The 23,015-nt window shown below is 62.3% G+C and carries 20 protein-coding genes; 14 read left to right on the top strand and 6 right to left on the bottom strand.

Annotated features, from left to right (window positions below; translation table 11 throughout):
- Window positions 1-35: 35 nt before the first annotated feature.
- The 7 genes from GGR38_RS02800 to arsH all read left to right on the top strand — a co-directional run bounded on the left by GGR38_RS02800 (window position 36) and on the right by arsH (window position 7,487).
- On the top strand, window positions 36-1,574 hold the full coding sequence (locus GGR38_RS02800) for a tryptophan halogenase family protein (RefSeq protein WP_221226976.1): 1,539 nt from the start codon (window positions 36-38) through the stop codon (window positions 1,572-1,574).
- A complete protein-coding gene (locus GGR38_RS02795) occupies window positions 1,571-3,073 on the top strand; it encodes a tryptophan halogenase family protein (protein WP_183622448.1) in 1,503 nt (500 codons plus the stop codon). The genes GGR38_RS02800 and GGR38_RS02795 overlap by 4 nt, the downstream gene beginning before the upstream one ends.
- Entirely contained in the window at window positions 3,070-4,791 is a 1,722-nt protein-coding gene (locus GGR38_RS02790) for a glycoside hydrolase family 13 protein (protein ID WP_183622445.1), read from the top strand. Before GGR38_RS02795 ends, GGR38_RS02790 begins: the two co-directional genes overlap by 4 nt.
- 116 nt (window positions 4,792-4,907) lie before the next feature.
- The gene (locus tag GGR38_RS02785) at window positions 4,908-5,237 is read left to right on the top strand and encodes an ArsR/SmtB family transcription factor (protein ID WP_183622443.1); all 330 of its coding nucleotides are present in this window, start codon (window positions 4,908-4,910) and stop codon (window positions 5,235-5,237) included.
- Window positions 5,238-5,250: 13 nt separating this feature from the next.
- Entirely contained in the window at window positions 5,251-5,682 is a 432-nt protein-coding gene (gene arsC / locus GGR38_RS02780; protein ID WP_183622441.1) for an arsenate reductase (glutaredoxin), read from the top strand.
- Entirely contained in the window at window positions 5,679-6,728 is a 1,050-nt protein-coding gene (gene arsB, locus GGR38_RS02775) for an ACR3 family arsenite efflux transporter (protein ID WP_183622439.1), read from the top strand. Before arsC ends, arsB begins: the two co-directional genes overlap by 4 nt.
- A gap of 3 nt (window positions 6,729-6,731) precedes the next feature.
- Window positions 6,732-7,487, top strand: coding sequence for an arsenical resistance protein ArsH (gene arsH / locus GGR38_RS02770; RefSeq protein ID WP_183622437.1), 756 nt, complete (start codon window positions 6,732-6,734; stop codon window positions 7,485-7,487).
- A gap of 134 nt (window positions 7,488-7,621) precedes the next feature.
- Here the strand turns inward: arsH and GGR38_RS02765 are convergent, their stop codons facing one another.
- The 4 genes from GGR38_RS02765 to GGR38_RS02750 are packed head-to-tail and all read right to left on the bottom strand — an operon-like array spanning window position 7,622 to window position 11,370.
- Window positions 7,622-8,221: a 3,4-dihydroxy-2-butanone-4-phosphate synthase gene (locus GGR38_RS02765; RefSeq protein WP_183622435.1), complete on the bottom strand. Its 600-nt coding sequence runs from the start codon at window positions 8,219-8,221 to the stop codon at window positions 7,622-7,624.
- A complete protein-coding gene (locus GGR38_RS02760; protein WP_183622434.1) occupies window positions 8,218-8,787 on the bottom strand; it encodes an NADPH-dependent FMN reductase in 570 nt (189 codons plus the stop codon). The genes GGR38_RS02765 and GGR38_RS02760 overlap by 4 nt, the downstream gene beginning before the upstream one ends.
- On the bottom strand, window positions 8,784-10,268 hold the full coding sequence (locus GGR38_RS02755; protein WP_183622432.1) for a glycerol-3-phosphate dehydrogenase: 1,485 nt from the start codon (window positions 10,266-10,268) through the stop codon (window positions 8,784-8,786). Before GGR38_RS02755 ends, GGR38_RS02760 begins: the two co-directional genes overlap by 4 nt.
- 13 nt (window positions 10,269-10,281) lie before the next feature.
- Entirely contained in the window at window positions 10,282-11,370 is a 1,089-nt protein-coding gene (locus GGR38_RS02750; protein ID WP_183622429.1) for a YeiH family protein, read from the bottom strand.
- A 152-nt stretch (window positions 11,371-11,522) separates the two neighbouring features.
- On the opposite strand from GGR38_RS02750, the gene GGR38_RS02745 reads away from it, so the two are divergent.
- On the top strand, window positions 11,523-12,740 hold the full coding sequence (locus GGR38_RS02745) for an MFS transporter (protein WP_183622427.1): 1,218 nt from the start codon (window positions 11,523-11,525) through the stop codon (window positions 12,738-12,740).
- 61 nt (window positions 12,741-12,801) lie between these two features.
- Here GGR38_RS02745 and GGR38_RS02740 read toward each other — a convergent pair whose 3' ends face one another.
- Window positions 12,802-15,180 (bottom strand): TonB-dependent receptor, encoded by a 2,379-nt coding sequence (locus GGR38_RS02740; RefSeq protein ID WP_183622425.1) that lies wholly within the window; start codon window positions 15,178-15,180, stop codon window positions 12,802-12,804.
- Between the two features lie 182 nt (window positions 15,181-15,362).
- Between GGR38_RS02740 and GGR38_RS02735 the strand changes: the two genes are divergently transcribed.
- From GGR38_RS02735 to GGR38_RS02710, 6 genes are all read left to right on the top strand, one after another.
- Window positions 15,363-17,363, top strand: a complete 2,001-nt coding sequence (locus GGR38_RS02735; RefSeq protein ID WP_183622423.1) for an alpha-glucosidase — start codon at window positions 15,363-15,365, stop codon at window positions 17,361-17,363.
- Window positions 17,360-18,373 carry a LacI family DNA-binding transcriptional regulator gene (locus GGR38_RS02730; RefSeq protein WP_183622421.1) on the top strand — a complete coding sequence of 338 codons (1,014 nt, stop codon included), beginning with the start codon at window positions 17,360-17,362 and terminating at the stop codon, window positions 18,371-18,373. Before GGR38_RS02735 ends, GGR38_RS02730 begins: the two co-directional genes overlap by 4 nt.
- Complete coding sequence (locus GGR38_RS02725; protein ID WP_183622419.1) at window positions 18,370-19,284, top strand: aldo/keto reductase; 915 nt, start codon at window positions 18,370-18,372, stop codon at window positions 19,282-19,284. The genes GGR38_RS02730 and GGR38_RS02725 overlap by 4 nt, the downstream gene beginning before the upstream one ends.
- Window positions 19,281-20,375: an LLM class flavin-dependent oxidoreductase gene (locus tag GGR38_RS02720; RefSeq protein ID WP_183622417.1), complete on the top strand. Its 1,095-nt coding sequence runs from the start codon at window positions 19,281-19,283 to the stop codon at window positions 20,373-20,375. Before GGR38_RS02725 ends, GGR38_RS02720 begins: the two co-directional genes overlap by 4 nt.
- Before the next feature lie 76 nt (window positions 20,376-20,451).
- Entirely contained in the window at window positions 20,452-21,687 is a 1,236-nt protein-coding gene (locus GGR38_RS02715; protein ID WP_183622415.1) for a molybdopterin-dependent oxidoreductase, read from the top strand.
- Entirely contained in the window at window positions 21,684-22,040 is a 357-nt protein-coding gene (locus GGR38_RS02710) for a cytochrome c (protein ID WP_183622413.1), read from the top strand. The genes GGR38_RS02715 and GGR38_RS02710 overlap by 4 nt, the downstream gene beginning before the upstream one ends.
- On the opposite strand, the gene GGR38_RS02705 is transcribed toward GGR38_RS02710, so the two are convergent.
- Window positions 22,041-22,961 (bottom strand): bifunctional helix-turn-helix transcriptional regulator/GNAT family N-acetyltransferase, encoded by a 921-nt coding sequence (locus GGR38_RS02705; protein ID WP_183622410.1) that lies wholly within the window; start codon window positions 22,959-22,961, stop codon window positions 22,041-22,043. It abuts the gene before it with no gap.
- Window positions 22,962-23,015 lie beyond the last annotated feature (54 nt).

Below are 23,015 nucleotides of genomic sequence, written 5' to 3'. Positions count from 1 at the left end.
CTCCCCGCTCGCCCCAACGGGCGGGGAGAGCGCCCATGAATAAAACACAAGAGGATGCAAACGTGACCCGACCGATCCGCAAGGTGGTCATTCTGGGAGGCGGCACAGCCGGCTGGATGACGGCCGCCTTGCTGGCCAAGGTCCTGGGGGCGACCACGCAAGAGCGCAGGATCGCCATCGAACTGGTCGAATCCGATGACATCGGCATCATCGGCGTAGGCGAGGCGACCATCCCGCCGATCCAGCAATTCAACGCCGTGCTGGGCATCGACGAAGCCGAGTTTCTGCGCGAAACCAAGGCGACGATCAAGCTGGCCATCCGGTTCGAAAACTGGGGCGCGATTGGCGAAAGCTATTATCACACCTTTGGCACGGCGGGGCGCAATCTGCCCTTCTGCTCGTTCCACCATTTCTGGACCCGCGCCCGCCAATTGGGGATCGAGGGCAGCTATTGGGACTTCGACCTCAACTACTTGAGCGCGCAGGCGGGCAAATTCGCGCCCACCACCGGCAATGATCCTATCTGGGATATGCCCTATGCCTATCACTTCGATTCCGCGCTCTATGGCCAATTCCTGCGGCGCTATTCGGAAAGGCTGGGCGTGGTCCGCACCGAAGGCACGGTCCGCGATGTTCAGCGCGCCGCCGGGGTGGGCGATATCATGGCGCTGGTGCTGGCCGACGGGCGACAAGTGGCGGGCGATCTGTTCATCGACTGCTCGGGTGGCCGGGGCGTACTGATCCAGCAGCAATTGGGCACTGGCTATGAGGATTGGAGCCACTGGCTGCCCTGTGATCGCGCCATGGCGGTGCCCTCACAGCGCCATGCGCAAACCGCGCCCTTCACCCGCTCGATTGCCCATGGGGCGGGGTGGCAATGGCAGATCCCCCTGCAACATCGCAACGGCAACGGGCTTGTCTATTCCAGCCGCTTTTGCAGCGATGATGAAGCCGCGCAAGTGTTGCTGGGCCATCTGGAAACGTCCGCGCTGGACGAGCCGCGCATCATCCATTTCCGCACCGGCCGCACGCGTCGCCAATGGAACCGCAATGTCGTGGCCATCGGCCTGTCGAGCGGCTTTCTCGAACCGCTCGAATCCACCAGCATTTATCTGATCCAGTCGGCGATCACCCGCCTGCTGCACCTGTTTCCCCATGACGGGATTACGGCTCAGTTGATCGGGGAATATAACCGGCAATCGCAGATCGAGATGGAGTTGATCCGCGACTTCATCATTCTGCATTACCACGCCAATCAACGCCGCGATTCCGCCTTTTGGCGTGATCTGCGCCAGATGGAGGTGCCGGAACGACTGGCACGCAAAATCGCCTTGTTCGCGGCCAATGGCACATTGGTTCAGGATCAATATGACATCTTCATGGAACCATCCTGGGCGCAGGTGCTGATGGGGCAGGGCATTGTGCCCGCCGATTATCATCCGCTGGCTGATGGCCCCTCAGAGGCGCAATTGCGCCGGCAATTGGCCCAGTTGGCGCAATTGAAAGCCCGACCGCTTGACCAATTGCCCAGCCATGACGACTATCTGCAACGCCTTCTGGGCCAACCGGCATGAGCTTGCGCATCGCCATCATCGGCGGAGGCACGGCAGGCTGGATGGCCGCCAATCTGCTGGCCCATCGCTGGGGCGCAGGCAAGGCGCAGATCACGCTGGTCGAAGCGCCCGAAATTGCCACCATCGGCGTGGGCGAGGGATCGACCCCAACGCTCAAGCGGTTCTTCGAGGTTCTGGGCATTGCCGAGGAGGAATGGATGCCCGCCTGCTGCGCCACCTATAAGGCCGGCATCCGATTTCAGGGCTGGAGCCCGGCCTCGGGCGTGGCGCAATACAGTCATCCCTTCCTGACCCAGCTCGACCTGCACACCGAGGAAGCTTTTACCCTCAATTGCGGCAATCGCAGGCTGGGGCTGGATGTGCCGACGGCGCCGGGCGATTTCCTGCTGGGCGGCGTTCTGGCCGCGCGGGGCAAGGCGCCGCTCGCGCCCGCCCATTTCCCGTTTCGGATGGAATATGGCTATCATTTCGACGCCGCATTGCTGGGCCGGTTCCTGCGCGATTGCGCCACGGCGGGCGGGGTTACGCACCATCAGGCGAAGGTGCAGGACATCATCCGCGATGATCTCGGCGCGATTGCGGCGGTGATGACAGATCGGGCCGGGCGGATCGAGGCGGATTATTTCGTTGATTGCACGGGCTTTGCCGCCTTGTTGATGCGCGGCGCGCTCGATGTGCCTTTTGTCAGCTTCCGCTCCAATATGTTCAACGATGCCGCTGTCGTACTGCCCACACCCGCCGCCGCGCCCGTCCCGGTGGAAACCACCGCCACCGCGCTTTCCCATGGCTGGGCATGGTCGATCCCGCTGACCAACCGCAACGGCAACGGCTATGTCTTCAGCACGGATTTCCTGACCGCCGATGCCGCAGAGCAGGAATTGCGCGCCACCCTTGGCATGCTCGACAGCCCGGTCGAAGCGCGCCATCTGAGTTTCCACACCGGCCAGCTGGCCCGCCACTGGGAGCAGAACTGCCTTGCGGTCGGGCTGGCGCAGGGCTTTGTCGAGCCGCTTGAGGCCACGGCGCTGCATCTGGTGCTCAACACCGTCGATCTGTTCATGGATCATCTGGAGCGGGGCAACTTTACGCCGCAATATCGCGATGCCTTCAACGCCGTCATCACCGACCGGGTGGAGCGGGTACGCGACTATATTGTCGCCCATTACAAGCTGAACACCCGCGATGACAGCGACTACTGGCACGCCAATCGCGACAACGACCTTCTCTCCGATCCGCTGCTCCATATTCTCGACACATGGTTTCGTCGGGGCGATCTGGCGGCGCTGCTCGCACGGCAACCGGGCCTGAGCCATTTTACCAGCGCTTCATGGAATTGCCTGCTGGCCGGTTATGGCGCCTTCCCGCCTTTGGCCGAAGCGCAGCGCGAGGATGTCGATTTTTACCGGTCCCGCGATCTGGCGCGGTTTCTGGATGGATGCAGTCTCAATTTCCCGTCGCATGGCGATGCCCTTGCCCAAATGAAGAAGGTGGCAGCATGAGAACCCCAAAAATCGGCAAATTTGCACTCACTGCGGCGCTGGGCACCGTATTGACCTTGAACGCTTTTCCGGCGGAGGCCGCCAAACCGGCCCCTGCGGCGCAGACAGAGAAAGCCGCCGCAAAGGCCCAGCCATGGTGGACCCATGCCGTCATTTATGAAATCTATCCCCGCAGCTTTCAGGACAGCAATGGCGACGGGATCGGCGATCTCAATGGCGTGACGCAGCGGCTCGATTATCTCAAGGAACTGGGGGTCGACGCCATCTGGCTGACGCCATTCTTCCCTTCGCCCAATGCCGATTTCGGCTATGACGTGTCCGATTACACCGCCGTGGCGCGCGAATATGGCACAATGGCCGATTGGGACCGGCTGACCAGCGAGGCACGTAAGCGCGGCATTCGGGTGATGGTCGATCTGGTGCTCAACCATTCCTCGGACCAGCATTCGTGGTTCAAGGAATCGCGGTCATCGCGCAACAATCCCAAGCGCGACTGGTATGTCTGGCATGATCCGGCGCCCAATGGCGGCCCGCCCACCAATTGGGAATCGATCTTTGGCGGATCGACATGGGAATATGACAAGCCGACCGGCCAATATTATTATCACGTCTTTTTGAAGGAACAGCCCGATCTCAACTGGGCCAATCCGGAGCTGCAAAAGGCGATGCATGATGTGGCGCGCTTCTGGCTGCGCCACGGCGCCAGCGGTTTCCGCCTCGATGCCACGCCCTATCTGTTCGAGGATACCAACTGGCCCGAGGACCCGGATGTGAAATCGGGGGCGCCGGTCGGGCTCAAGCCCTATAACAGCAATCTGCCCGCCACGCGCGCGGCCTTGCGGGGCCTGCGCAAGGTGGTGGTCAGTTTCCCCGGTGATCGGGTGCTGCTGGGCGAAAACGCGATTTCCTCGATCGACGATCTGCGCCGGGTCTATGGCGCAAAGGGCGACGAGATCAATCTGCCGATGGATTTCCTTTACAAGGATGTGGCCAGCCTCAATGCATCGGCCTTCAAGGCGCGGATTGACGAGGCCGAGATGAAGCTCGATGGCTTTCCCCCGGTTTTCCATTTCAGCAACCATGATACCCCGCGCCAATGGTCCCGTTTTGGCGATGGCCTGCATAATGACCAGATCGCCCGGATCACTTCGGCCATGACGCTGACCCTGCGCGGCACGGCGCTGATGTATTATGGCGAGGAGATCGGCATGCCCGATCTGGCGCCTGATGAATTGCGCGACATTCCCCTTGGCGCCAAACGCAAGGTAGCCGACAATCGCGATCCCGAACGTTCGCCCATGCAATGGAGCGCGGGGAAGGGTGCGGGCTTTACCAGCGGCGATCCATGGCTGCCGGTGGGGCGCTCCGCCGCGACGGTCAATGTGGCGAGCCAGCGCGTCGATCAGGCTTCGCTCCTTCACTGGTATGCGCGGCTGTTGCAATTGCGCAAGACGAACAAGGCCTTGCGCGATGGGGCCTATGTTCCTCTGGAATCGGGCAATGCTCAGGTGGTCGCTTATGCAAGGCGCGATGTGGATGGCAATGGCGTTCTGGTGCTGCTCAACATGAGCAATCAGGATCAGACACTTGCTATTGAAGGCTTTAAAGCAACCGCAGGCGCTGTGTTGATGTCGAGTTTGTCCGGCGCTGCGGCTGATTTGCGGCGTCCCACGCTTGAGCCGTTCGGAGTGCGGCTGGTGGCTTTCAAGGGCAGATAATAGAATGGCGGGAGGGGGCGGGCGCGGCTTAGCCCCCTCCCGCTTATGGTCTGAAACGGATTGACGCGCGCCTTTTATCTCCATATTTCGACTTTTATCGAATCATGGAGATAATGATGGACGCATCCGCCGCCATCCGCGCGCTTGGAGCCCTTGCGCAAGAGCATCGCCTTGCCGCCTTCCGCCTGCTGGTGCAGGCGGGCGAGGAGGGACTGCCCGCCGGCGCCATTGCCGAGAAGCTGGGCGTCGTGTCCTCCTCGATGAGCTTTCATCTGGCCGCGCTGGCCAATGCAGGGCTGGTGACGCAGCGACGTCAGAGCAGGCTCATCATCTATTGCGCCAACTATCCGGCGATGAACGGCCTGATGGGCTATCTTACCGAAAATTGCTGCGGCGGCGTTCCTTGCACGGACGATGTCGCCTGCTGCCCGCCTGCGACTGCCTAACTGGAGTTAGACAATGACCACCGACATCATCATCTATCACAACCCCGCCTGCGGCACCTCGCGCAACGCTCTGGCTATGATCCGCAACGCCGGGATCGAGCCGCATGTGGTGGAATATCTCAAGACTCCGCCCTCGCGTGACATGTTGGAAAGCCTGATTGCACGCGCCGGGATACCTCCACGCGCGCTGCTGCGCGAAAAGGGCACGCCTTTTGCCGAACTGGGGCTGGGTAATCCCGAGCTGAGCGATGCGCAGTTGATCGACGCGATGATGGAGCATCCGATCCTGATCAACCGCCCGCTGGTCGTCTCGCCGCTGGGCGTCAAATTGTGCCGCCCGTCCGAGGAGGTCCTCGACCTTATTCCCGCCGAGCAGCGCGGCGCCTTTGCCAAGGAAGATGGCGAACAGGTGGTGGGCGCCGATGGCCAAAGGGTAAAGCCATGAGCCGTCTGTCGTTTCTGGACCGCTATCTTACCCTGTGGATCTTTCTGGCGATGGCTGTGGGCATCGGCCTTGGCCATTTTGCGCCCTCGGTTCCGGCGGCGCTCAACGCGATGTCCGTGGGCAGCACGAGCATACCAATTGCCGTCGGCCTGATCCTGATGATGTTTCCGCCGCTGGCCAAGGTGCGGTATGAGGAATTGGGGCAAGTGTTTCGCGATACGCGGATTTTGGGCCTGTCCTTTGCGCTGGCATGGATTGTCGGCCCGGCGCTGATGTTTGCGCTGGCGGTGACATTTCTGCCCAATTCACCCGAATATATGACGGGGCTGATCCTGATCGGCATTGCGCCCTGCATTGCGATGGTGCTGGTCTGGAACCAGTTGGCGCATGGCGATCCGCAATATGTGACCGGGCTGGTGGCGTTCAATTCGCTGTTTCAGATCTTCTTTTACACGCCCTATGCTTGGCTCCTGCTGACGGTCTTGCCGCCGTTGTTCGGGTTGCAGGCCCATGTGGTCAATGTCGAATTTCCGATGATCGCCCGCGCAGTGCTCACCTATCTGGGGGTTCCGTTTGCCGCAGGCTTTCTGGTGCGCCGCAGCCTGATCGCCCACAAGGGGCAGGTTTGGTATGAGCATCATTTCATCCCGACCATCAGCCCGCTGACGCTGATCGCGCTGCTCTTCACGATCATCGCCATGTTCAGCCTGAAGGGCGGCGAGATCCTTGCCTTGCCGATGGATGCCATCAAGGTCGGCGTGCCGCTGGTGATCTTCTTTGTCGTGATGTTCCTGCTCAGCTTTGCCTTGGCAAAGCTGGCCGGGGCCGATTATCCGCGCGCGGCGGCACTGTCCTTCACGGCCTCGTCGAACAATTTCGAACTGGCCATCGCGGTGGCCATCGCCGCTTTCGGGCTGGCCTCGCCCGTGGCCTTTGCCGCCGTGATCGGGCCGCTGGTGGAGGTGCCGGTGCTGATCATGCTGGTCAATGTAGCGCTGTGGATCGGTCGGCGCTGGTTTGCCGACAGCGCGCCGGTGGGGGCTTAAATCATGGATGAAACCACCTTTTCGCGCCTGCGCGACCTTGCCGATCCCGATCATCTGCCCGCGCTTCGGCCCGAATATGCCCATCGTCGCCCGGCGCTGGGGTTGGGGCCGATGGACCCGCCGCCGCGCATCCTCCTACTTTATGGCTCGCTGCGCGAACGTTCCTATTCACGCCTTGTGGTCGAGGAAGCCGCGCGCCTGCTCATCCTCTTCGGCTGCGAAGTGCGGATTTTCGACCCCGCCGATCTGCCCATGCCCGATCAGGTAGCAGGCGACGACCATCCCGCCGTTGCCGAATTGCGCCAGCTATCACTGTGGTCCGAGGGGCAGGTATGGTGCAGCCCGGAGCGGCATGGCCAGATCACCGGCATAATGAAGACCCAGATCGACCACCTGCCTTTGGCCATGAAGGGAATGCGCCCGACGCAGGGGCGCACTCTGGCGGTGATGCAGGTCTGCGCCGGGTCTCAATCGTTTAATTCGGTCAATACCTTGCGCCTGCTGGGCCGCTGGATGCGGATGTTCACCATTCCCAACCAGTCCAGCGTGGCCAAGGCCTATGAGGAATTTGACGAGGCGGGGCGGATGAAGCCGTCATCTTATTACGACCGCATCGCCGATGTCTGTGAGGAACTGGTGCGCTTCACCGTCCTGCTGCGCCCGCATACCGACCAACTGGTCGACCGCTATTCCGAGCGGGTCGAGCGGGATTGCCCGGTTCAAACGCCGACGGAAAAGGCCGGTCTGGCAGGAGCGTGAGGCCATTGCAGGCTGAGTGACAGTGATATTGCCGAAGACTGCTATTTACATAATATAGAATATCAACAATCGACATGTCAGGTCGGGAGCAGCCAACTCCCGACCGCATATCGCAAATTTTCCGGCTTGGCCATCTACTCCTGACCACGGTCAATGAGATCACCAATATCAGCGCTTTCCATGCCATGGTCGATCAAAAACGACTCCAGATCCTCGGCGCGCGCCATATGTCCGTCCTCCTTCATCACGGCGCACAGCACCGCCGCATCGCCCACACCGGCCATACGGCACAACTCCACCGCTGCCTCGGTAGCCGATGGACGAACAGCAACCCCGCCACTGCATGCGATAAGCGGAAAGACATGGCCCGGCGAGACAATGTCCTGAGCACTGGCCGATGCGGACGTGGCGACCTGAACAGTCATTGCCCGATCAGCAGCGGAAATCCCCGTCGTAATGCCTTCGCGCGCCTCGATGGAAGGAGCGAAAGGTCGACCCGTGCGCTCCAAAGCCCCTGTATCCAGCAACGACAGCCCAAGGCGCACCGCTCGATCCGGCGTTATGGCAAGGCAGACCAATCCGCGCGCATACCGCGCCATGAAGTTGATCGTTTCAGGACGCACCAGACTGGCCGCCGCGACCAGATCCACATCGCCCCCGCGCAACCTGTCCCCGGTCAACAGGATGATTTCTCCGCGCGCCAAAGCCGCCAGCGCCAGCTCCAACCGGCTCATGCGACTGCTCCTGCAAGGCTGCGCGCGCCCATCACCACCTGCGCGCCAACCATGGTCAGTTGCGCCGCGACCCTTGCATCGCTGCATGCTCCCTGTGTGTCAAACAGGTCCTGAAATGTGCGTACCGTTGCGCCCAGCGGCGTGGGCCAGCCACGCAGCGCGTGGGTAATGGCGCGCAAGGTCATCATCGTGCTCATCGTCGCCTGATCGCCATAGGCCGTGGCGATCAGGCCCACCGCGCGCCCATCCAGATAAGGGCGCGCGTCCCCCGCCAGATCCTCCAGATAATCCAGCGCATTTTTTACCAGACCCGACACGGTGCCGTGATAGCCGGGCGCGGCGATGATGATGCCATCGGCCTCCCTTACGGCCTCGACCAGTTCGCCCCCGGCCCCGGCCTCATGCCCCGGGCCCCGGTAATGAGGCAAAACGCCCAAATAGTCCCCGCCGAAATGCCTGACATCCGCGCCCGCTTGCCGGGCGGCCTGTCCGGCCAGCATCAGGGCGCATTCCGTGGCGCTGCCGCTGGTGACGGTGCCGCCAATGCAAACTACTTTCATGGTCATGCTCTCCTCTGCGCCATATATTTTTCAAGTCGTGCAGTCTGGTTCCCGTCAAAGCGCAGCCCCAGTTTGGTGCGGCGCCACAGGATGTCGTCGGCTTTCACCGCCCATTCCTCGCGCATCATCCAATCCACCTCGCGGGCGCAAAGGCAGTGGCCGAAATCCTCGCCATCCTGCGTCGGCGAGGCTCCAACCGGTCCATCCAGCGCCAGTACGAAAGTGCCATGACATCGCACCAGTCGTCGGACCGCCCGTTCCGGCAAATCGGGCCGCCGTGTGCGCAGGGCGGCGATGAGATCCTGCTGCCCCTCTTTGGGAAAATCCCCGCCCGGCAAGGCCGCGCCATGCGTCCATGATGCGCCGGCGATCGCCGGAACCAGCGGCGCCAAACGGTCCACCGCGCTCGCGGCCAGATGGCGATAGGTGGTGATCTTGCCCCCGAACACCGAGAGCAGTGGGGCCTCATCCGCGCGCCCGTCCACCTCGAAGCGATAGCCGCGCGTTGCCGCCTCCGGCCGCCCGGAACCATCGGAAACCAGCGGGCGAACCCCGGAATAGGTCCACACCACGTCATCCGGCGTGATCTGGCGCTGAAAATATTCATTCACCCCGGCGCAGAGATAGGCGATCTCCTCTTCGCTGGCGCGTACCTCGGACGTCGGCCCGGTGTAATCACGATCGGTTGTGCCGATCAGGGTGAAATCTTCCTCATAAGGGATGGCGAAAAAGATGCGCCCATCGGGAAGCTGGAAGAAATAGGCCTTTTCATGGTCGAACAGGCGGGGGACGACGATATGCGACCCGCGTACCAGCCGCATTTGCTGTTGCGTCGCCTGCCCTGCCCGGCCCAGCAGATCCAGCACGGCGGGGCCGGCGGCATTGACCACGGCTCCTGCGGTGAAGGTGCCCTGCGATGTCTGAATATGCCAAAGGCCCTCGCCCCGGTGCAGCCCTTCGACCTTGCAGCGGGTGCGGATGTCCGCGCCGCGCATCGCCGCATCCCGCGCATTCAGCACGACCAGCCTGGCATCATCCACCCAGCCGTCGGAATAGACGAAGCCCTTGGAATAAGCAGGTTTCAACACCTCCCCTTCCGGGCCGTGGGTCAGGTCGATGGTCTGTGTGGCGAGCAAGGCGCGGCGGCCGCCGATATGATCATAGAGAAACAAGCCAAGCCGCAGCAGCCAGCGCGGACGCAGCCCCTCCCGATGCGGCAGCACGAAACGCAGCGGCCAGATGATATGGGGCGCAATGCTCCACAAAACCTCGCGTTCGCTCAAAGCCTCACGCACCAGCGCGAATTCGTAATGTTCCAGATAGCGCAGCCCGCCATGGATCAACTTGGTGCTGGCTGAGGATGTGCCCTGCGCCAGATCGCCCTGTTCAAGCAGCAGGACGCGCGCGCCGCGCCCGGCGGCATCGCGGGCGATCCCCGCCCCGTTGATACCCCCGCCGATGATGGCCAGATCATATTCCGGTTTCATTGGATCACCCACTTTATTGAATAACCCAGAGGGCAAAAGCGAACGCGACAAGGAACGAGGTGGCCGTCGCCGCCAGCACCGGCAGCACCGAGTTCCACCCCAGCTGCAGAATGAGGTCCGTCCGGGTCCGCATCGCCGTGGCGGTGACGGCCAGCAGCAGCAGTCCCTTGGACAGCAACAGCGCATTGGCCGAGATCACGGCGGGAACGGCGATCAGGGAATGGCCCACCACCAGCGCCAGAAAAGCCAGAATGAAGGGCGGCAGCGCCAGAGCCTTCCACGGCGAAACATCATCGCCGCGCGAATCGAAGCGCTGAATGACCACCGCAGCCAGCGCCACCAGCGGCCCCAGCAGAGCGACGCGGGTGAGCTTGACCACCGTGGCCGCGGCGCCTGCGGCATTGGAGACGGCATAGCCCCCGCCGATCGACTGGGCGACATCATGGATGGCCGCGCCGGTCAGGAAACCGGCCTGCCGCGCATCGAAATGGGCCACGCGCGCCAGTTCGGGATAGATCGTCATCGCCAATGCGCTGGCCACCGAGACAACCACCAGCGTCAGCGTGAATTGCGCCTGGCTGACCCTTTCGCGCCCGACCACGCCATACAGAGCCAGCGCGGCCGAGGCCCCGCAAATAGCCGTGGCGCCTCCGGCCAGAATGCCGATGGCCAGCCCCTGCCCAGCCATGCGCGCGCCGACCAGCGCCGCTAAGATCGCCGCGCTCATCACCACCAGCAGCGCGAGAAACGGCCCCAGCCCCAGCGCGCCGATTTCCGACAGCGTGACCTGAAAACCCAGCAGCACGATGCCCCAGCGCAAACAGGTGCGGCCCACGAATTCCAGCCCCGGCGAGGTGCGCGGATCAGCCGAAACAAATTGCATCGCCAGCCCGAGGATCAGCCCCATCAGGATGATCGGCATGCCGTAATGATCGGAAAACCACGCGCCCGCCGCGCTGACAATCGCGCTGATGGCGATGCCGGGCATGAGTTGGCGCCATTTGGCCGGAGGGGCCACCGTTGCGGGGGCCAAATGGGTTTCGCCAAACAGATCGCCTGCCCATAGCGGGGTGTTATCCTTGGCATCGGAGGGTGCCGGCATAGATTGCATCTTCCCCAAATGTTTTGTGCTTATGCTGCCTCGACCGAGAATCTGTCCCACGGTGTCACAACGTGCTTTCCTTATCCTCCAAAAGCGCTACTGTGCAAGAGCAAAGCGCCACAAATGCGCTTGGATTAGGGGAGAGATGGACCATGGAACCTGCCGCCAAGCGGGCTTCTTCCGGCGCGACCATGGCATTGGTTGCGCTGCTGTTTGCGGGCAATGCGCTCAATTATGTCGACCGACAGGTGGTGGCCCTGCTCAAGCCCACACTTCAAGCGACATTTCATTGGAATGACGGCGATTTTGCCCATCTTGGCTCAGCTTTTCAATTCGCTGCGGCCAGCGCGCTGGTCTTCGTGGGCTGGTTTATTGACCGCTTGGGAGTGCGGGTCGCCTATGGCGCGGCGGTCGCGGTATGGAGCCTGGCGGGCATGGCCCACGCGATAGCCGCCAATGTCCAGCAATTCGTCACCGCCCGAGTCGTACTGGCGATCGGCGAGACAGTCAGCACCCCGGCAGGCGTCAAATCGGCCACGCTTTACCTGACGCCCGACCGCCGAAATCAGGCTTTGGGCATCATCAATACGGCCCCCAACATCGGCGCTATTCTGACACCGTTGATCATACCGCCTTTCGCGATGGCATTTGGCTGGAAAGCGGCCTTTCTCGTGACCGGCGGGCTGGGGCTGGTCTGGCTGGCGGCATGGTGGTGGGGCACCCGCTCGCTTGAGCCTGTCACCAAAGCGTCTGAACGCGCGCCCGTGAACTGGCGGGAATTGTTAAGCGCACGCAGCAGTTGGGTGGTGATCGGTGCCAAATTCCTGACCGACGGGGTGTGGTGGTTCGTGCTGTTCTGGATGCCCGACTTCTTCAACCGCGTTTTCGGGATGAGCCAAGCGCGGCTGGGTCTGCCGGTCGCCATCATCTTCTCGCTGGCGGCGGCGGGCGCGTTGACTGCGGGAGGCCTGTTTCCTCGCTTGCGCCGCAATGGGCTCAGCATCGATGCCGCACGCAAGCGCTCGATGCTGTTCTTTGCCCTTGTGGTGCTGGCCATGCCGCTGGCCCTGCTGACGCGCAATGTCTGGCTGGCCGCGCTGCTGATCGGACTGGGCCTGTTCGCGCATCAGGGTTTTTCGACCAATATCTTTGGCATGAGCACCGATATTGTGCCCGCTGGCCGCGTGGCCAGTGTGATCGCGCTGGGCGCGGTGGCGGGCAATCTGGCGGGCATGGGCGTGATCGAGCTGGCGGGCTGGTCGCTTTCCAACGGGTTTGGCTACACGCCGATGTTTATCCTGTGCGGCGGGGCCTATCTGCTGGCGCTGGGGTGGATCCATCTGGTGATGCCCCAGTTGGAAGCCAACTGAGCCAACAAAAAGGGGCCGCTCCGGTGTGGAGCGCCCCCTTTCTTTGTGCCTTGATTTCCAATCAGAAATTATAGCGGGCGCTGATCCCGAAATAGCGCATCGCATCGCGCGGGATCTGATAGCGATAGCTGCCCCCCGGCCCGCCGTTGATGATCGAGGCAGCATAGGCCTGATCAAACAGATTGCGGACCTGAGCCACGATCCGCCACTTGTCGGAGGGCGAAACCAGACCGGCCTGAATATTGACCAGACCATAGGCCGGGATCGTGCCGAACTGGCGCTGAACCGGATCGGCGGAAAACAGCGACAACTGGCTCGACTGGAAATTGCCCGATGCGCCAAACACCAGATCGGCCCAGCCTTCGGTCCGCACGCGATGGTCGAGGCTCAAGGAACCCTTCCACTTGGGTGCATAGGCCAGCGGGGTTCCCGCCGGGATGATCGCCGTCGAAGCCGCGCCCGGAGCGGCATAGAAATTGACCACATGCGCATCGGTATAGGCCAGGCCGCCGCCCAGCGTCGTATCCGGGCCAAGGCGCCACGACATATCAGCCTCGACGCCCTGCGTGGAGACATCACCGGCATTGGTAAAGCGAGTGACGACCACACCGGCCACAAGATCAGGATTATTAGCCTGGAAATTGTGATACTTGGCATAGAAACCGGCAAGGTTCAGCGTCAACCTGCCGCCAAACAGCGTGTTTTTCACGCCCACTTCAAACGCATCCGAGGTTTCGGGCGAAATTACATTGGTGCCCGTGGCCGTCAGGTTGAAGAAGATGTTATAGGCCGGGCCCTTATAACCGCGCGCATAGCTGGCATAGGCCATCACATCGCGGCTGAGATCGGCCTGAATCACTGCCTTGCCCGACAGATTATCCTTTGACGTACCGGTACGGAAGGGCACGCCATTGGACGACGTCACCGCCGCCGAAGCGGCCGCGCTAGCCGTGCTGCCGCCCGCGATCAGCGCGTTATAGGCGTCGAACACGCCCTGATCGAAATTGCCGTTGATGCCCGGCCCGGTCAGCGTGGTGCGGCGGCTGTGGAACACGTCCAGCTTGTCATGCGTATAGCGCAGGCCGCCGACCAGTCGTATATGATCGGCCAGCTTGAACGTGGCTTGCCCAAAAACCGCGAGGTTATTGAAAGTCGAGCCAAAATCGGCCGTCGCACTGGGGAGGGTCGAGGCATTGGCATTCGCGCTGCCGCAGGGGATCAGCACGCCGGTGGGCGCGGTTGCCGTGGCGGTGCAGACTTCATCGCTGCGGGTGAAGATACGTTCGGAGAACGCGCGCGAATAATAGGCGCCCAGCACATACGAAAGCCGGTTGCCCGCAGGCGAAGTCAGGCGCAATTCCTGGCTGAACGTATTGGATTTTTGCGGCCCGGTGTCATGCAACTGGTTAAACCCGACATAGGCACGGTCCAGCCAGTCGCCGTCGCGGATTTCGGTGTTGTTCCATTCGCGATAGGCGGTGATGCTGGTCAGCGTATGGGTGCCCACGTCAATATCGGCCTGACCCGAAATGCCCCAGCCATCTTCCTTGGTGCTGGTCACAAGGTTCTGATTGATAAAGCCGGTCTTGGCCCCCATCGGCGTTGGCAGCGCATTGAAGGCAAGGCTGGTAGTCGGCGCGCCCGCACCAGTCAGCGCTCCGGTGGCGATGATGTCGGCGCAGCAATTGTCATTGTTGCGGTGATAATCGGCCGCGACATAGATCTTTACGCCGGTGCCGGGGTTATAAAGGAATTGAGCGCGACCACCGACATGGTCATAGCCATTGACCATCGATTGGGTGGCCATATTGCGGATATTGCCGTCATAGCCGCTGGCAAAACCGGTGAAACGCGCCGCCAGATCCTTGCCCAAAGGCACGTTGATCGCGCCTTTCACGCGCCATTCGTTGCCTTCGAAATAATTGGCCTCAATGCTGCCGGAAAACTCGTTCTTGGGCATCTGGCTGGTGATGGTGATAACGCCCGCGCTGGCATTTTTGCCGAACAGCGTGCCCTGCGGCCCGCGCAGCACTTCCATCTGGGCGATGTCAACCAGATCGCTGAACGCCTCGCCCGATCGGGCATAGACGACGCCGTCCACCACGGTCGATACCGAAGGCTCACCCGCGATGGAGAACGTGGCCGTGCCGACGCCGCGCAGATAGATGGTCTGATTAAGCGTGGTGCCCGATTTCTGGAAGTTCAGGGCCGGGACAAGCTGGGTCGCGCTTTCAATGCTGGGCCGGGCTGTGGCCGCCAGAGCAGCGCCGGTCAGGACCGAAACGGCCACCGGCACGCTGTGCAGCGATTCCGAGCGCTTCTGGGCGGTAACGACGATTTCTCCGGCCGTTCCCGAATCTGCCGCCTGCTGGGCAAGAGCGGGCGCACTGCCCACGGCCAGGAGCGGCAGGCACAGCAAGGACGATAGTTTTGATTTCATGTCATAATCCTCCCCAAATGCGGGGGTCGGGCAATCTTGCCTCTTCCCGCCATGGCTTCCCTCTCGCATTTTTTAGCACTGCGATTGATGGTTGATTTGCCTGCCGCGTGGCGATATGTCAAGCGGTGTCACATCAATCCATTCACGGATTGCCGAGACCAAAATCAACGTTTGGATGAGCGATGCGGGTGCAATTTTCTCCTTTCAGAGATGGTTTTCAACTGGATTTCGCCGGGCGCACAGTTCTCCGCCACGACTCGCAATGTCCTGCGCTGGTCATAGCGCGGGGCAAGCCGTCCGTGGCGATGTATCGCGGCAATTTTCGCATCGAGGATGAGCCCAGCGACCGCATCGTCCCGACAGGCTGGCGCGTGGAGGATGACGTCATCCTGTTGCTGCACAATGACGCGCCGGTTGCCCGCATCGATCTGGATCCGGCCGCGCTGACCATCCATGCGCTCGACCCTGCTTTCGACCGCTTATGCGTCCATTTCCATGCCGAACCGGGCGAAACCGTCTGGGGCGGCGGCGAGCAGATGAGCTACCTTGCGCTCAACGGCCGCCGCTTTCCGATGTGGACGAGCGAGCCGGGCGTAGGCCGCGACAAGACCACCGAGCTGACCCGGATCATGGATGAAACCGGCATGGCGGGCGGCGATTACTGGAACACCAATTATCCCCAGCCGACCCTGCTGACTTCGCGCTGGCTGGCCATCCATCTCGACGCCAGCGTCTACAGCGTGATCGACGCCAGTGATCCCGCGCACTCAACTTTCGAGGTCTGGGCCGATCAGGCGCGCTTCGAACTCTTCGCCGCCGATGGGCCACAGGATTTGGTGGGCCAGCTTTCGCTGCGCTTTGGGCGCCCGCGCGCCTTGCCGGACTGGGCGATTGGCGGGGCGATTGTCGGGTTGAAACAGGGCGAAAAGAGCTTTGAAAGGCTCGAAGCCTTCATCGATGCGGGCGCGGCGGTTTCGGGCCTGTGGTGCGAGGATTGGGCGGGCATCCGCGAGACCAGCTTTGGCCGCCGCCTGTTCTGGGACTGGCAGCGCAGCGAGAAGCGCTATCCCGACCTGCCCGCGCGGATCAAGGCCTTGAACGCGCGCGGCATCCGCTTCCTTGCCTATGCCAACCCCTATCTGGCCGTCGATGGCGCCTTGTATCAGGAGGCGCTTAGCCGGGGCCATCTGTGCCGTAAGCTGGACAGCGACGAACCCTATCTGGTTGATTTCGGAGAATTTGATTGCGGCGTCCTCGATTTCACCCGCGAGGAGAGCTGCGCATGGTTTGCCGAACGCATCCTGTGCCGCGAAATGCTGGACATTGGCATTGATGGCTGGATGGCCGATTTTGGCGAATATCTGCCCACCGATGTGCGTCTGGCGGGCGGCATGGACGCGATGGAGGCGCATAATCTCTGGCCGGTGCTGTGGGCGCAGGTCAATGACCGGGCGCTGGCCATGCGGGGCCGGCAAGGCGATGCGGTGTTCTTCATGCGCGCAGGCTTCAGCGGCGTGTCGGGCCATTGCCCGCTGCTCTGGGCCGGGGATCAATCGGTCGATTTCACCCGCCATGACGGTATCGGCACGGTCATCACGGCGGCCCTGTCCGCAGGGCTGGTCGGCAATGCCTATAGTCATTCCGATTGCGGCGGCTACACCTCGCTGCATGGCAATATCCGCAGCGTCGAATTGATGCAGCGCTGGTGCGAACTGGCCGCTTTCGCCCCGGTCATGCGCAGCCATGAGGGCAACCGCCCCGACGACAATCTGCAATATGATTCAACCCCCGACCTGCTGGCCAATTTCGCCATGTGGAGCAGGGTTCACGCCCATCTGGCCCCCTATGTCCGCCACCTGTGCGACGAGGCGGTGGCCACCGGCCTGCCCGCCCAGCGCCCCCTGTTCCTGCATTACCCCCAGGATTCCAGCCTTTTCGCCCTTCAGGACCAGTTCCTCTATGGCCCCGATCTGCTGGTCGCCCCCGTAGTCGAAGAAGGCGCGACCCATCGTCGCGTGACCCTGCCGGGCGACCATATGTGGCGCCATGTGTGGTCAGGCGTGGATTATGCGCCCGGAACGCATGACATTGCCGCGCCTATCGGCCATCCTCCTGTATTCTATCGAACAGAGAGCGCTTTTGCCGATCTGTTCGCCCAGATGGGGAGAATCGTGACGCAATGAGCGAGAGGTCCAATATTCGCGATGTGGCCGCGTTGGCGGGGGTGGCGGTCAAAACGGTCAGCCGGGTGCTGAACGGCCATCCCTATGTCAGCGCCGCCATGCGCGAAAAGGTGGAAAAGGCGATGAAGGAGCTGGAATTCCGGCCCTCCATTGCCGCGCGCATCCTTTCGGGATCGAAATCGAACCAGATCGCCCTGATCTATGACAATCACAGCCCCTATTACATGTTTCAGATCCAGAGCGGATGCTGGGACTATTGCAAGACCCATGGCATCCGCCTGATCGCCCAGCCGGTTGATGTGGCCGATCCCCATGTCGGCGATCAGGTACGCGGGTTGGTCAGCGAAACGCATGTGGACGGTATTGTCCTCTCCTCGCCCGTCACCGATTGCGTGGGGGTGCTTCAGGCATTGGATGCGCTCGATATCCCTTTTGTCCGCATCTCGCCGGGCACCAACCACGCGGTGACATCTTCGGTGTTCATGGACGATGCGCAGGCCGCCGATGATATGACCACCCATCTCATCAACACGGGCCACCGCCGGATCGGTTTCATCAAGGGCCACCCCAATCATATGTCGAGCGATGACCGCCTCTTCGGCTATCGCCGCGCGCTGGACCGGGCGGGGATAGCTTTCGAGCCGCAACTGGTGATGCCGGGCGCGTTTGATTTTGAAAGCGGCTTTTCGGCGGGCGGCATGTTGCTGGATATGGCCAATCCGCCCACCGCCATCTTTGCTGCCAATGACGATATGGCCGCGGGCGTTCTGGCCATGGCGCATGGCCGGGGGATGGCCCTGCCCGAACAGCTTTCGGTTGTGGGCTTTGACGACACCACGCTGGCGCGCACCGTCTGGCCCGCCTTGACCACCATTCATCAGCCGATGGCCGAACTGGCACGCACGGCAACGGAAATCCTTATCACCGGGGGCGATATCACCCATCGCCGCCTGCCCCATACCCTTGTCGAACGCGCCTCGGTTGCGGCGCCTTTCAGGAAGAACCCATGAGCCTTTTGCCCCTCCCCTCCGCCGAGCGCCCGCTGGGCGGCTCCGGCCTGAATATCTCTCCCATTGCATGGGGCATGTGGCGCCTTGCCGAAGACGGCCGTACGGCGACTGATGCGGCGCGCCTTGTCCATGCCGCGCTTGATGCCGGGATCAAGCTGCTCGACACCGCCGATATCTATGGCTTCAACGGCAAGGATGGCTTTGGCGATGCCGAAGCTTTGCTGGGCGAGGTGATCGCCGCAGATCCGGGGCTGCGTAATCGCTTTGTACTGGCCACCAAGGGCGGCATCATGCCGCCCCTGCCCTATGACCAGTCGAGCGAATATCTCTCGGCGGCCATTGATGCCTCGCTGCGGCGGCTGAAGGTGGAGGTGATCGACCTCTATCAGGTCCACCGCCCCGACATTCTGGCCCATCCGGCGCAGGTCGCCCGCGTGCTGGACGATGCGGTGGCCTCGGGCAAGATCCGCAGCATCGGCGTGTCCAATTTCACGCAGGCGCAGGTCGCCGCGCTCAACCATTTCCTGACCAACAAGCTGGTGGTTACCCAGCCCGAAATCAGCCCGCTGCGCATTACCGCCCTTGAAAATGGCGAGATGGATCAGGCGATGATGCTGGGCCTGACGCCGCTGGCATGGTCGCCGCTGGGCGGCGGGCGTCTGGCCGCGCCGGAAACCGCGCGCGATCTGGCCGTGGCCGAGGCGCTGGATGTAGTGGCCAAGGATCGCGGCGTCTCGCGCACCGTGGCGGCCTATAGCTGGCTGATGGCCCATCCGGCCGGGATCATTCCCATTATCGGTTCACAAAACCCCGCCCGTATCGCCGAAGGGGCCGCCGCCCTCTCGGTCCAGTGGAGCAGGGAAGAATGGTACGGCGTGCTGGTCGCCGCACGAGGAGAGAAGTTGCCATGAGCGAACAGAATCAACAGTGCGAAATCGCCTGGTTTTCGGCCCTTTGCGACGATGACTATGAATTTCTGGGCGTGCATGACCCCTATCTGAAATCCAGTTGGGAGCATTGCCGCAACATCGTGATGCGCGCTGAAGAGGGCGGGTTCGACAATATCCTACTCCCTTCGGGCTATAGCCTCGGGCTGGACACCACCGCCTTTGCCGCCGCCGTGGCGACGCAGGTGCGCCGGATCAAGCTGCTCTGGGCCACGCGCATCGGCGAGGACTGGCCGCCGCAACTGGCGCGCCGCATCGCAACCTTGGATCGCATCCTTGGGCCCAATGCCGATGGCACCGGGGGGCGGCTCAACGTCAACATCATTTCCTCGGACATGCCGGGGGAAACCATCGCTTCGGGCCCGCGCTATGCCCGCGCGACCGAGGTGATGAAGATCGTGCGCACCCTGCTCAACGGGCAATCGCTCGACCATGAGGGCGAGTTCTACAAGCTCAAGCTGGACCCGCCGCGCATCACCACGATTTCAGGCAAGGCGCCCGCCTTCTATTTCGGCGGCCTGAGCCATGAGGCCCGCGAATGCGCGGCGGAGGGCTGCGATGTCTATCTGATGTGGCCCGATACGATGGACAAGGTGCGCGAGACGATTGCCGACATGAAGGCGCGCGCGGCCCGTTTTGGCCGCAGCCTGAAATTCGGCTATCGCGCCCATGTCATCGTGCGCGAAACCGAGGACGAGGCCCGCGCTTATGCCACCCGCCTGCTGTCCAAACTGGATGACGAAGCGGGCCGCGCCATCCGCGAACAATCGCTCGACGCCAAGAATTTCGGCGTTCAGCGGCAGGCCGAATTGCGGCAGGCGGCGGGCAATGACGGCTATGTCGAGGACCATCTGTGGACCGGCATCGGGCGCGCGCGCTCGGGCTGCGGCGCGGCGATAATCGGCACGCCCGATCAGGTGCTGGCCAAGCTGCGCGCCTATCAGGCCGAGGGGATCGAGGCCTTTATTCTGTCCGGCTATCCCCATGCGCAGGAAGCCGACCTGTTTGCCCGCCATGTCTTGCCCCATATCAAGCATGGCCCGCTCAACATCTGAACGCAGCAAGGGGAGGCGTCCATCGCCTCCCCACCCCGGCGAATGGGCGAAACACGCGTAAGGAGCGCTTCTAAGGATGACACTCTTCAACCCGGCCCTTTCGCGCCGAAATCTGCTGAGCGGTGTGGCGATGGGCGGCCTTGGCATGCTGGCCCGGCCCTTATGGGCGCAGGGCGTGATCGATCTGCACCTGCCCGGCAAACCTTCGACACGCCCGTTGACCAAGGCTTTTCCGCAAAAGGGCGAGATGATCCTGCAAAGGGTCCGCCCGCCCTTGCTCGAAACACCGATGCAGGTGTTCGACCGGCATATATTGACTCCCAACGACCAGTTCTATGTCCGCTGGCATTGGGCCAATATTCCTGAAAGCGTGGATGCAAAGGCGTTTCGCCTGACAGTGCGGGGCCATGTCGAGCGCAAGGTCGAATTGCGGCTCGATGACCTGCTCCATGGGTTTGAGCGGATCGAATATGTGGCCGTGAACCAATGTTCGGGCAATTCGCGCGGAATGTTTTCACCGTCCGTGGCGGGGGCCGAATGGGGGCACGGCGCGATGGGCAATGCCCGCTGGACCGGGGTGCGGCTGCGCGATGTGCTGGACCGGGCCGGGGTGAAGAGCGGGGCGGTCGATGTCCGCTTTGGCGGGCTGGACGAGGCCATGGTGAGTGAAGGGCCCAAGTTCCTCAAATCGCTGGCCATCGATCATGCGCGCGATGGCGAGGTGATGATCGCCTTTGCAATGAACGGCGAGCCTTTGCCGCTGCTCAACGGTTATCCTTTGCGGCTGGTGGTGCCGGGCTGGTATTCGACCTATTGGGTCAAGATGCTGTCGGACATCGAGGTTTTGCCGCAAAAGGACGACAACTTCTGGATGGCCAAGGCCTATCAGGTGCCCAAGACGCCCTTTGGCCATGTTGCGCCCGGCACCGCTGATTTCCCCAAGGAGGCAATCAGCCGGATGGTGCCGCGCTCGCTGATAACCAATCTGGCCGAGGGGCAGACGGTGAAGGCGGGCGCCCCGATGGCGATTTCCGGCGTTGCGATGGGCGGTGATTGCGGCGTGACCAAGGTCGAGATCTCAGTCGATGGCGGCGCCACATGGCAGGTCGCCGCGCTGGGCGAGGATCTGGGGCCGTACAGCCTGCGCCGTTTCACGCACCGGATCACTGCGCCTGCAGGCAGGTTCACGCTGGCCTGCCGTTGCACCAACACCAAGGGGGTGAGCCAGCCCCTGACGATGAACTGGAACCCGAACGGTTATATGCGCGCGGGCATCGAGACGCTGAACCTGATGGCGGGAGACAAGGCATGATGGGCAAGCTGATGATCGCGCTGGCGCTGGCTTTGGCGGCCCCGGCATGGGCCGGGCATGCGCCGCGCAAAGTGGCCGCGAAGCCTGCAGCGCCCTTTGCCTTTCGCAATGTGCGGGTCAGCCTGCCGCAGGATTTCGATGTGGAATATCCGGCAGGCGCAGGGGTCGACGCGGTCAATGCCAATTGCCGCGCCTGTCATTCGCCTTCGATGGTGCTGACCCAGCCTCATCTTTCGGCGGAGGAATGGCACAAGGAGGTGCGCAAGATGATCGACGTTTATAAGGCGCCGATTGCGGAGGATCAGGTCGAGGCAATCACCGGCTATCTCAAAGGGTTGTCGGCTGCCAAATAATTACAGATCCAAAGCCCAGATTTCGCTGCCGATCTCCTGCCCGAAATAGTGCTCCTGCCTGGCCTCGACCTGCGCAAAGCCGGAGCGCGCATAGAGCCGGCGCGCGGAAAGAAGCTGGCTGTCGGTCCATAATTCGAGCCGTCCGTAACCAAGCGCACGAGCACGCGAAACACAGGTATCGACCAGCAGACTGCCTGCCCCCATGCCGCGCATGTCCGGCTCGACATAGAGCAGGCGAAGTTTGCCAACGCCGGGCCGATCCCCGCGCACGAGAAAGATGGACCCGGCCATTGTGTCATCGCAATGGGCGATCCAGGCATCATCGCGCGCCGGGTCGAAATTCTGATGAAAGTTGGCCAGAATGCTTGCGATCAATGCCTCGTAATCGCCGCTATAGCCATATTCGCAGGCATACAGGATGGCCTGCCGCGCGATGATCATGCCCAGATCGCCCGGCTGTAAAGCGCGAAGCGCGATATGCGGCGCGGCCTCGGCCTGAAACAGGACGACGATCTCTTTCGCCGCCGTCAGCAGCCTGTTACGTCGCGGCAGCGGCAGCGAGGCCAGCAGATTGCCGGTCGTCACGCAGGTTGCCGCTTCGAGTGCCTGAAAAGTGGCGCGGCCCTCTGGCGTCAGCGCCAGCAGGCGGTGTCGGCCATGCGCGGGATCGCCACGACTGGTCAGCAACCCGGCGGCCATAAACCGCTTGAGTGTACGGCTCAGTTGCGCCCGGTCGAGGAGCAGAGCACGCCCGATCTCTGCAGCGGTCGGATCGGTGCGGTGGGCAAGCTCATACAAAACCCGCGCCTCGCTCAGCGTGAAGGGACTTTTGTCCAGCTTGGCCTGCAGCAAGCCCAGCCGAAGCGTATAAACGCGGTTGAAGGCCCGCAGGGTGGCGATATCGTTTTCGCGCTGTGTCATCGCCTACACCAATCATTGTTGATCAAGACAACATAGCCATTGTTGCCTTGATCA

The sequence above is a fragment of the Novosphingobium sediminicola genome (genome assembly GCF_014196525.1).
GTDB classification, from domain to species: Bacteria; Pseudomonadota; Alphaproteobacteria; order Sphingomonadales; family Sphingomonadaceae; genus Novosphingobium; species Novosphingobium sediminicola.
The sequence above is the reverse complement of the archived record's forward strand: the minus strand, read 5'-3'. Positions and strand labels throughout refer to the sequence as shown.

What these genes read in the sequence shown, in the direction of transcription:
- arsC (WP_183622441.1), top strand. Translation starts at nt 5,251, where the DNA reads ATGACCACCGACATCATCATCTATCACAACCCCGCCTGCGGCACCTCG.
- GGR38_RS02750 (WP_183622429.1), bottom strand. Translation starts at nt 11,370, where the DNA reads ATGCCGGCACCCTCCGATGCCAAGGATAACACCCCGCTATGGGCAGGC.
- GGR38_RS02760 (WP_183622434.1), bottom strand. Translation starts at nt 8,787, where the DNA reads ATGACCATGAAAGTAGTTTGCATTGGCGGCACCGTCACCAGCGGCAGC.
- GGR38_RS02705 (WP_183622410.1), bottom strand. Translation starts at nt 22,961, where the DNA reads ATGACACAGCGCGAAAACGATATCGCCACCCTGCGGGCCTTCAACCGC.
- GGR38_RS02740 (WP_183622425.1), bottom strand. Translation starts at nt 15,180, where the DNA reads ATGAAATCAAAACTATCGTCCTTGCTGTGCCTGCCGCTCCTGGCCGTG.
- GGR38_RS02730 (WP_183622421.1), top strand. Translation starts at nt 17,360, where the DNA reads ATGAGCGAGAGGTCCAATATTCGCGATGTGGCCGCGTTGGCGGGGGTG.
- GGR38_RS02790 (WP_183622445.1), top strand. Translation starts at nt 3,070, where the DNA reads ATGAGAACCCCAAAAATCGGCAAATTTGCACTCACTGCGGCGCTGGGC.
- GGR38_RS02755 (WP_183622432.1), bottom strand. Translation starts at nt 10,268, where the DNA reads ATGAAACCGGAATATGATCTGGCCATCATCGGCGGGGGTATCAACGGG.
- GGR38_RS02745 (WP_183622427.1), top strand. Translation starts at nt 11,523, where the DNA reads ATGGAACCTGCCGCCAAGCGGGCTTCTTCCGGCGCGACCATGGCATTG.
- arsH (WP_183622437.1), top strand. Translation starts at nt 6,732, where the DNA reads ATGGATGAAACCACCTTTTCGCGCCTGCGCGACCTTGCCGATCCCGAT.
- GGR38_RS02715 (WP_183622415.1), top strand. Translation starts at nt 20,452, where the DNA reads ATGACACTCTTCAACCCGGCCCTTTCGCGCCGAAATCTGCTGAGCGGT.
- GGR38_RS02765 (WP_183622435.1), bottom strand. Translation starts at nt 8,221, where the DNA reads ATGAGCCGGTTGGAGCTGGCGCTGGCGGCTTTGGCGCGCGGAGAAATC.
- GGR38_RS02785 (WP_183622443.1), top strand. Translation starts at nt 4,908, where the DNA reads ATGGACGCATCCGCCGCCATCCGCGCGCTTGGAGCCCTTGCGCAAGAG.
- GGR38_RS02735 (WP_183622423.1), top strand. Translation starts at nt 15,363, where the DNA reads ATGCGGGTGCAATTTTCTCCTTTCAGAGATGGTTTTCAACTGGATTTC.
- GGR38_RS02800 (WP_221226976.1), top strand. Translation starts at nt 36, where the DNA reads ATGAATAAAACACAAGAGGATGCAAACGTGACCCGACCGATCCGCAAG.
- GGR38_RS02725 (WP_183622419.1), top strand. Translation starts at nt 18,370, where the DNA reads ATGAGCCTTTTGCCCCTCCCCTCCGCCGAGCGCCCGCTGGGCGGCTCC.
- GGR38_RS02710 (WP_183622413.1), top strand. Translation starts at nt 21,684, where the DNA reads ATGATGGGCAAGCTGATGATCGCGCTGGCGCTGGCTTTGGCGGCCCCG.
- GGR38_RS02720 (WP_183622417.1), top strand. Translation starts at nt 19,281, where the DNA reads ATGAGCGAACAGAATCAACAGTGCGAAATCGCCTGGTTTTCGGCCCTT.
- arsB (WP_183622439.1), top strand. Translation starts at nt 5,679, where the DNA reads ATGAGCCGTCTGTCGTTTCTGGACCGCTATCTTACCCTGTGGATCTTT.
- GGR38_RS02795 (WP_183622448.1), top strand. Translation starts at nt 1,571, where the DNA reads ATGAGCTTGCGCATCGCCATCATCGGCGGAGGCACGGCAGGCTGGATG.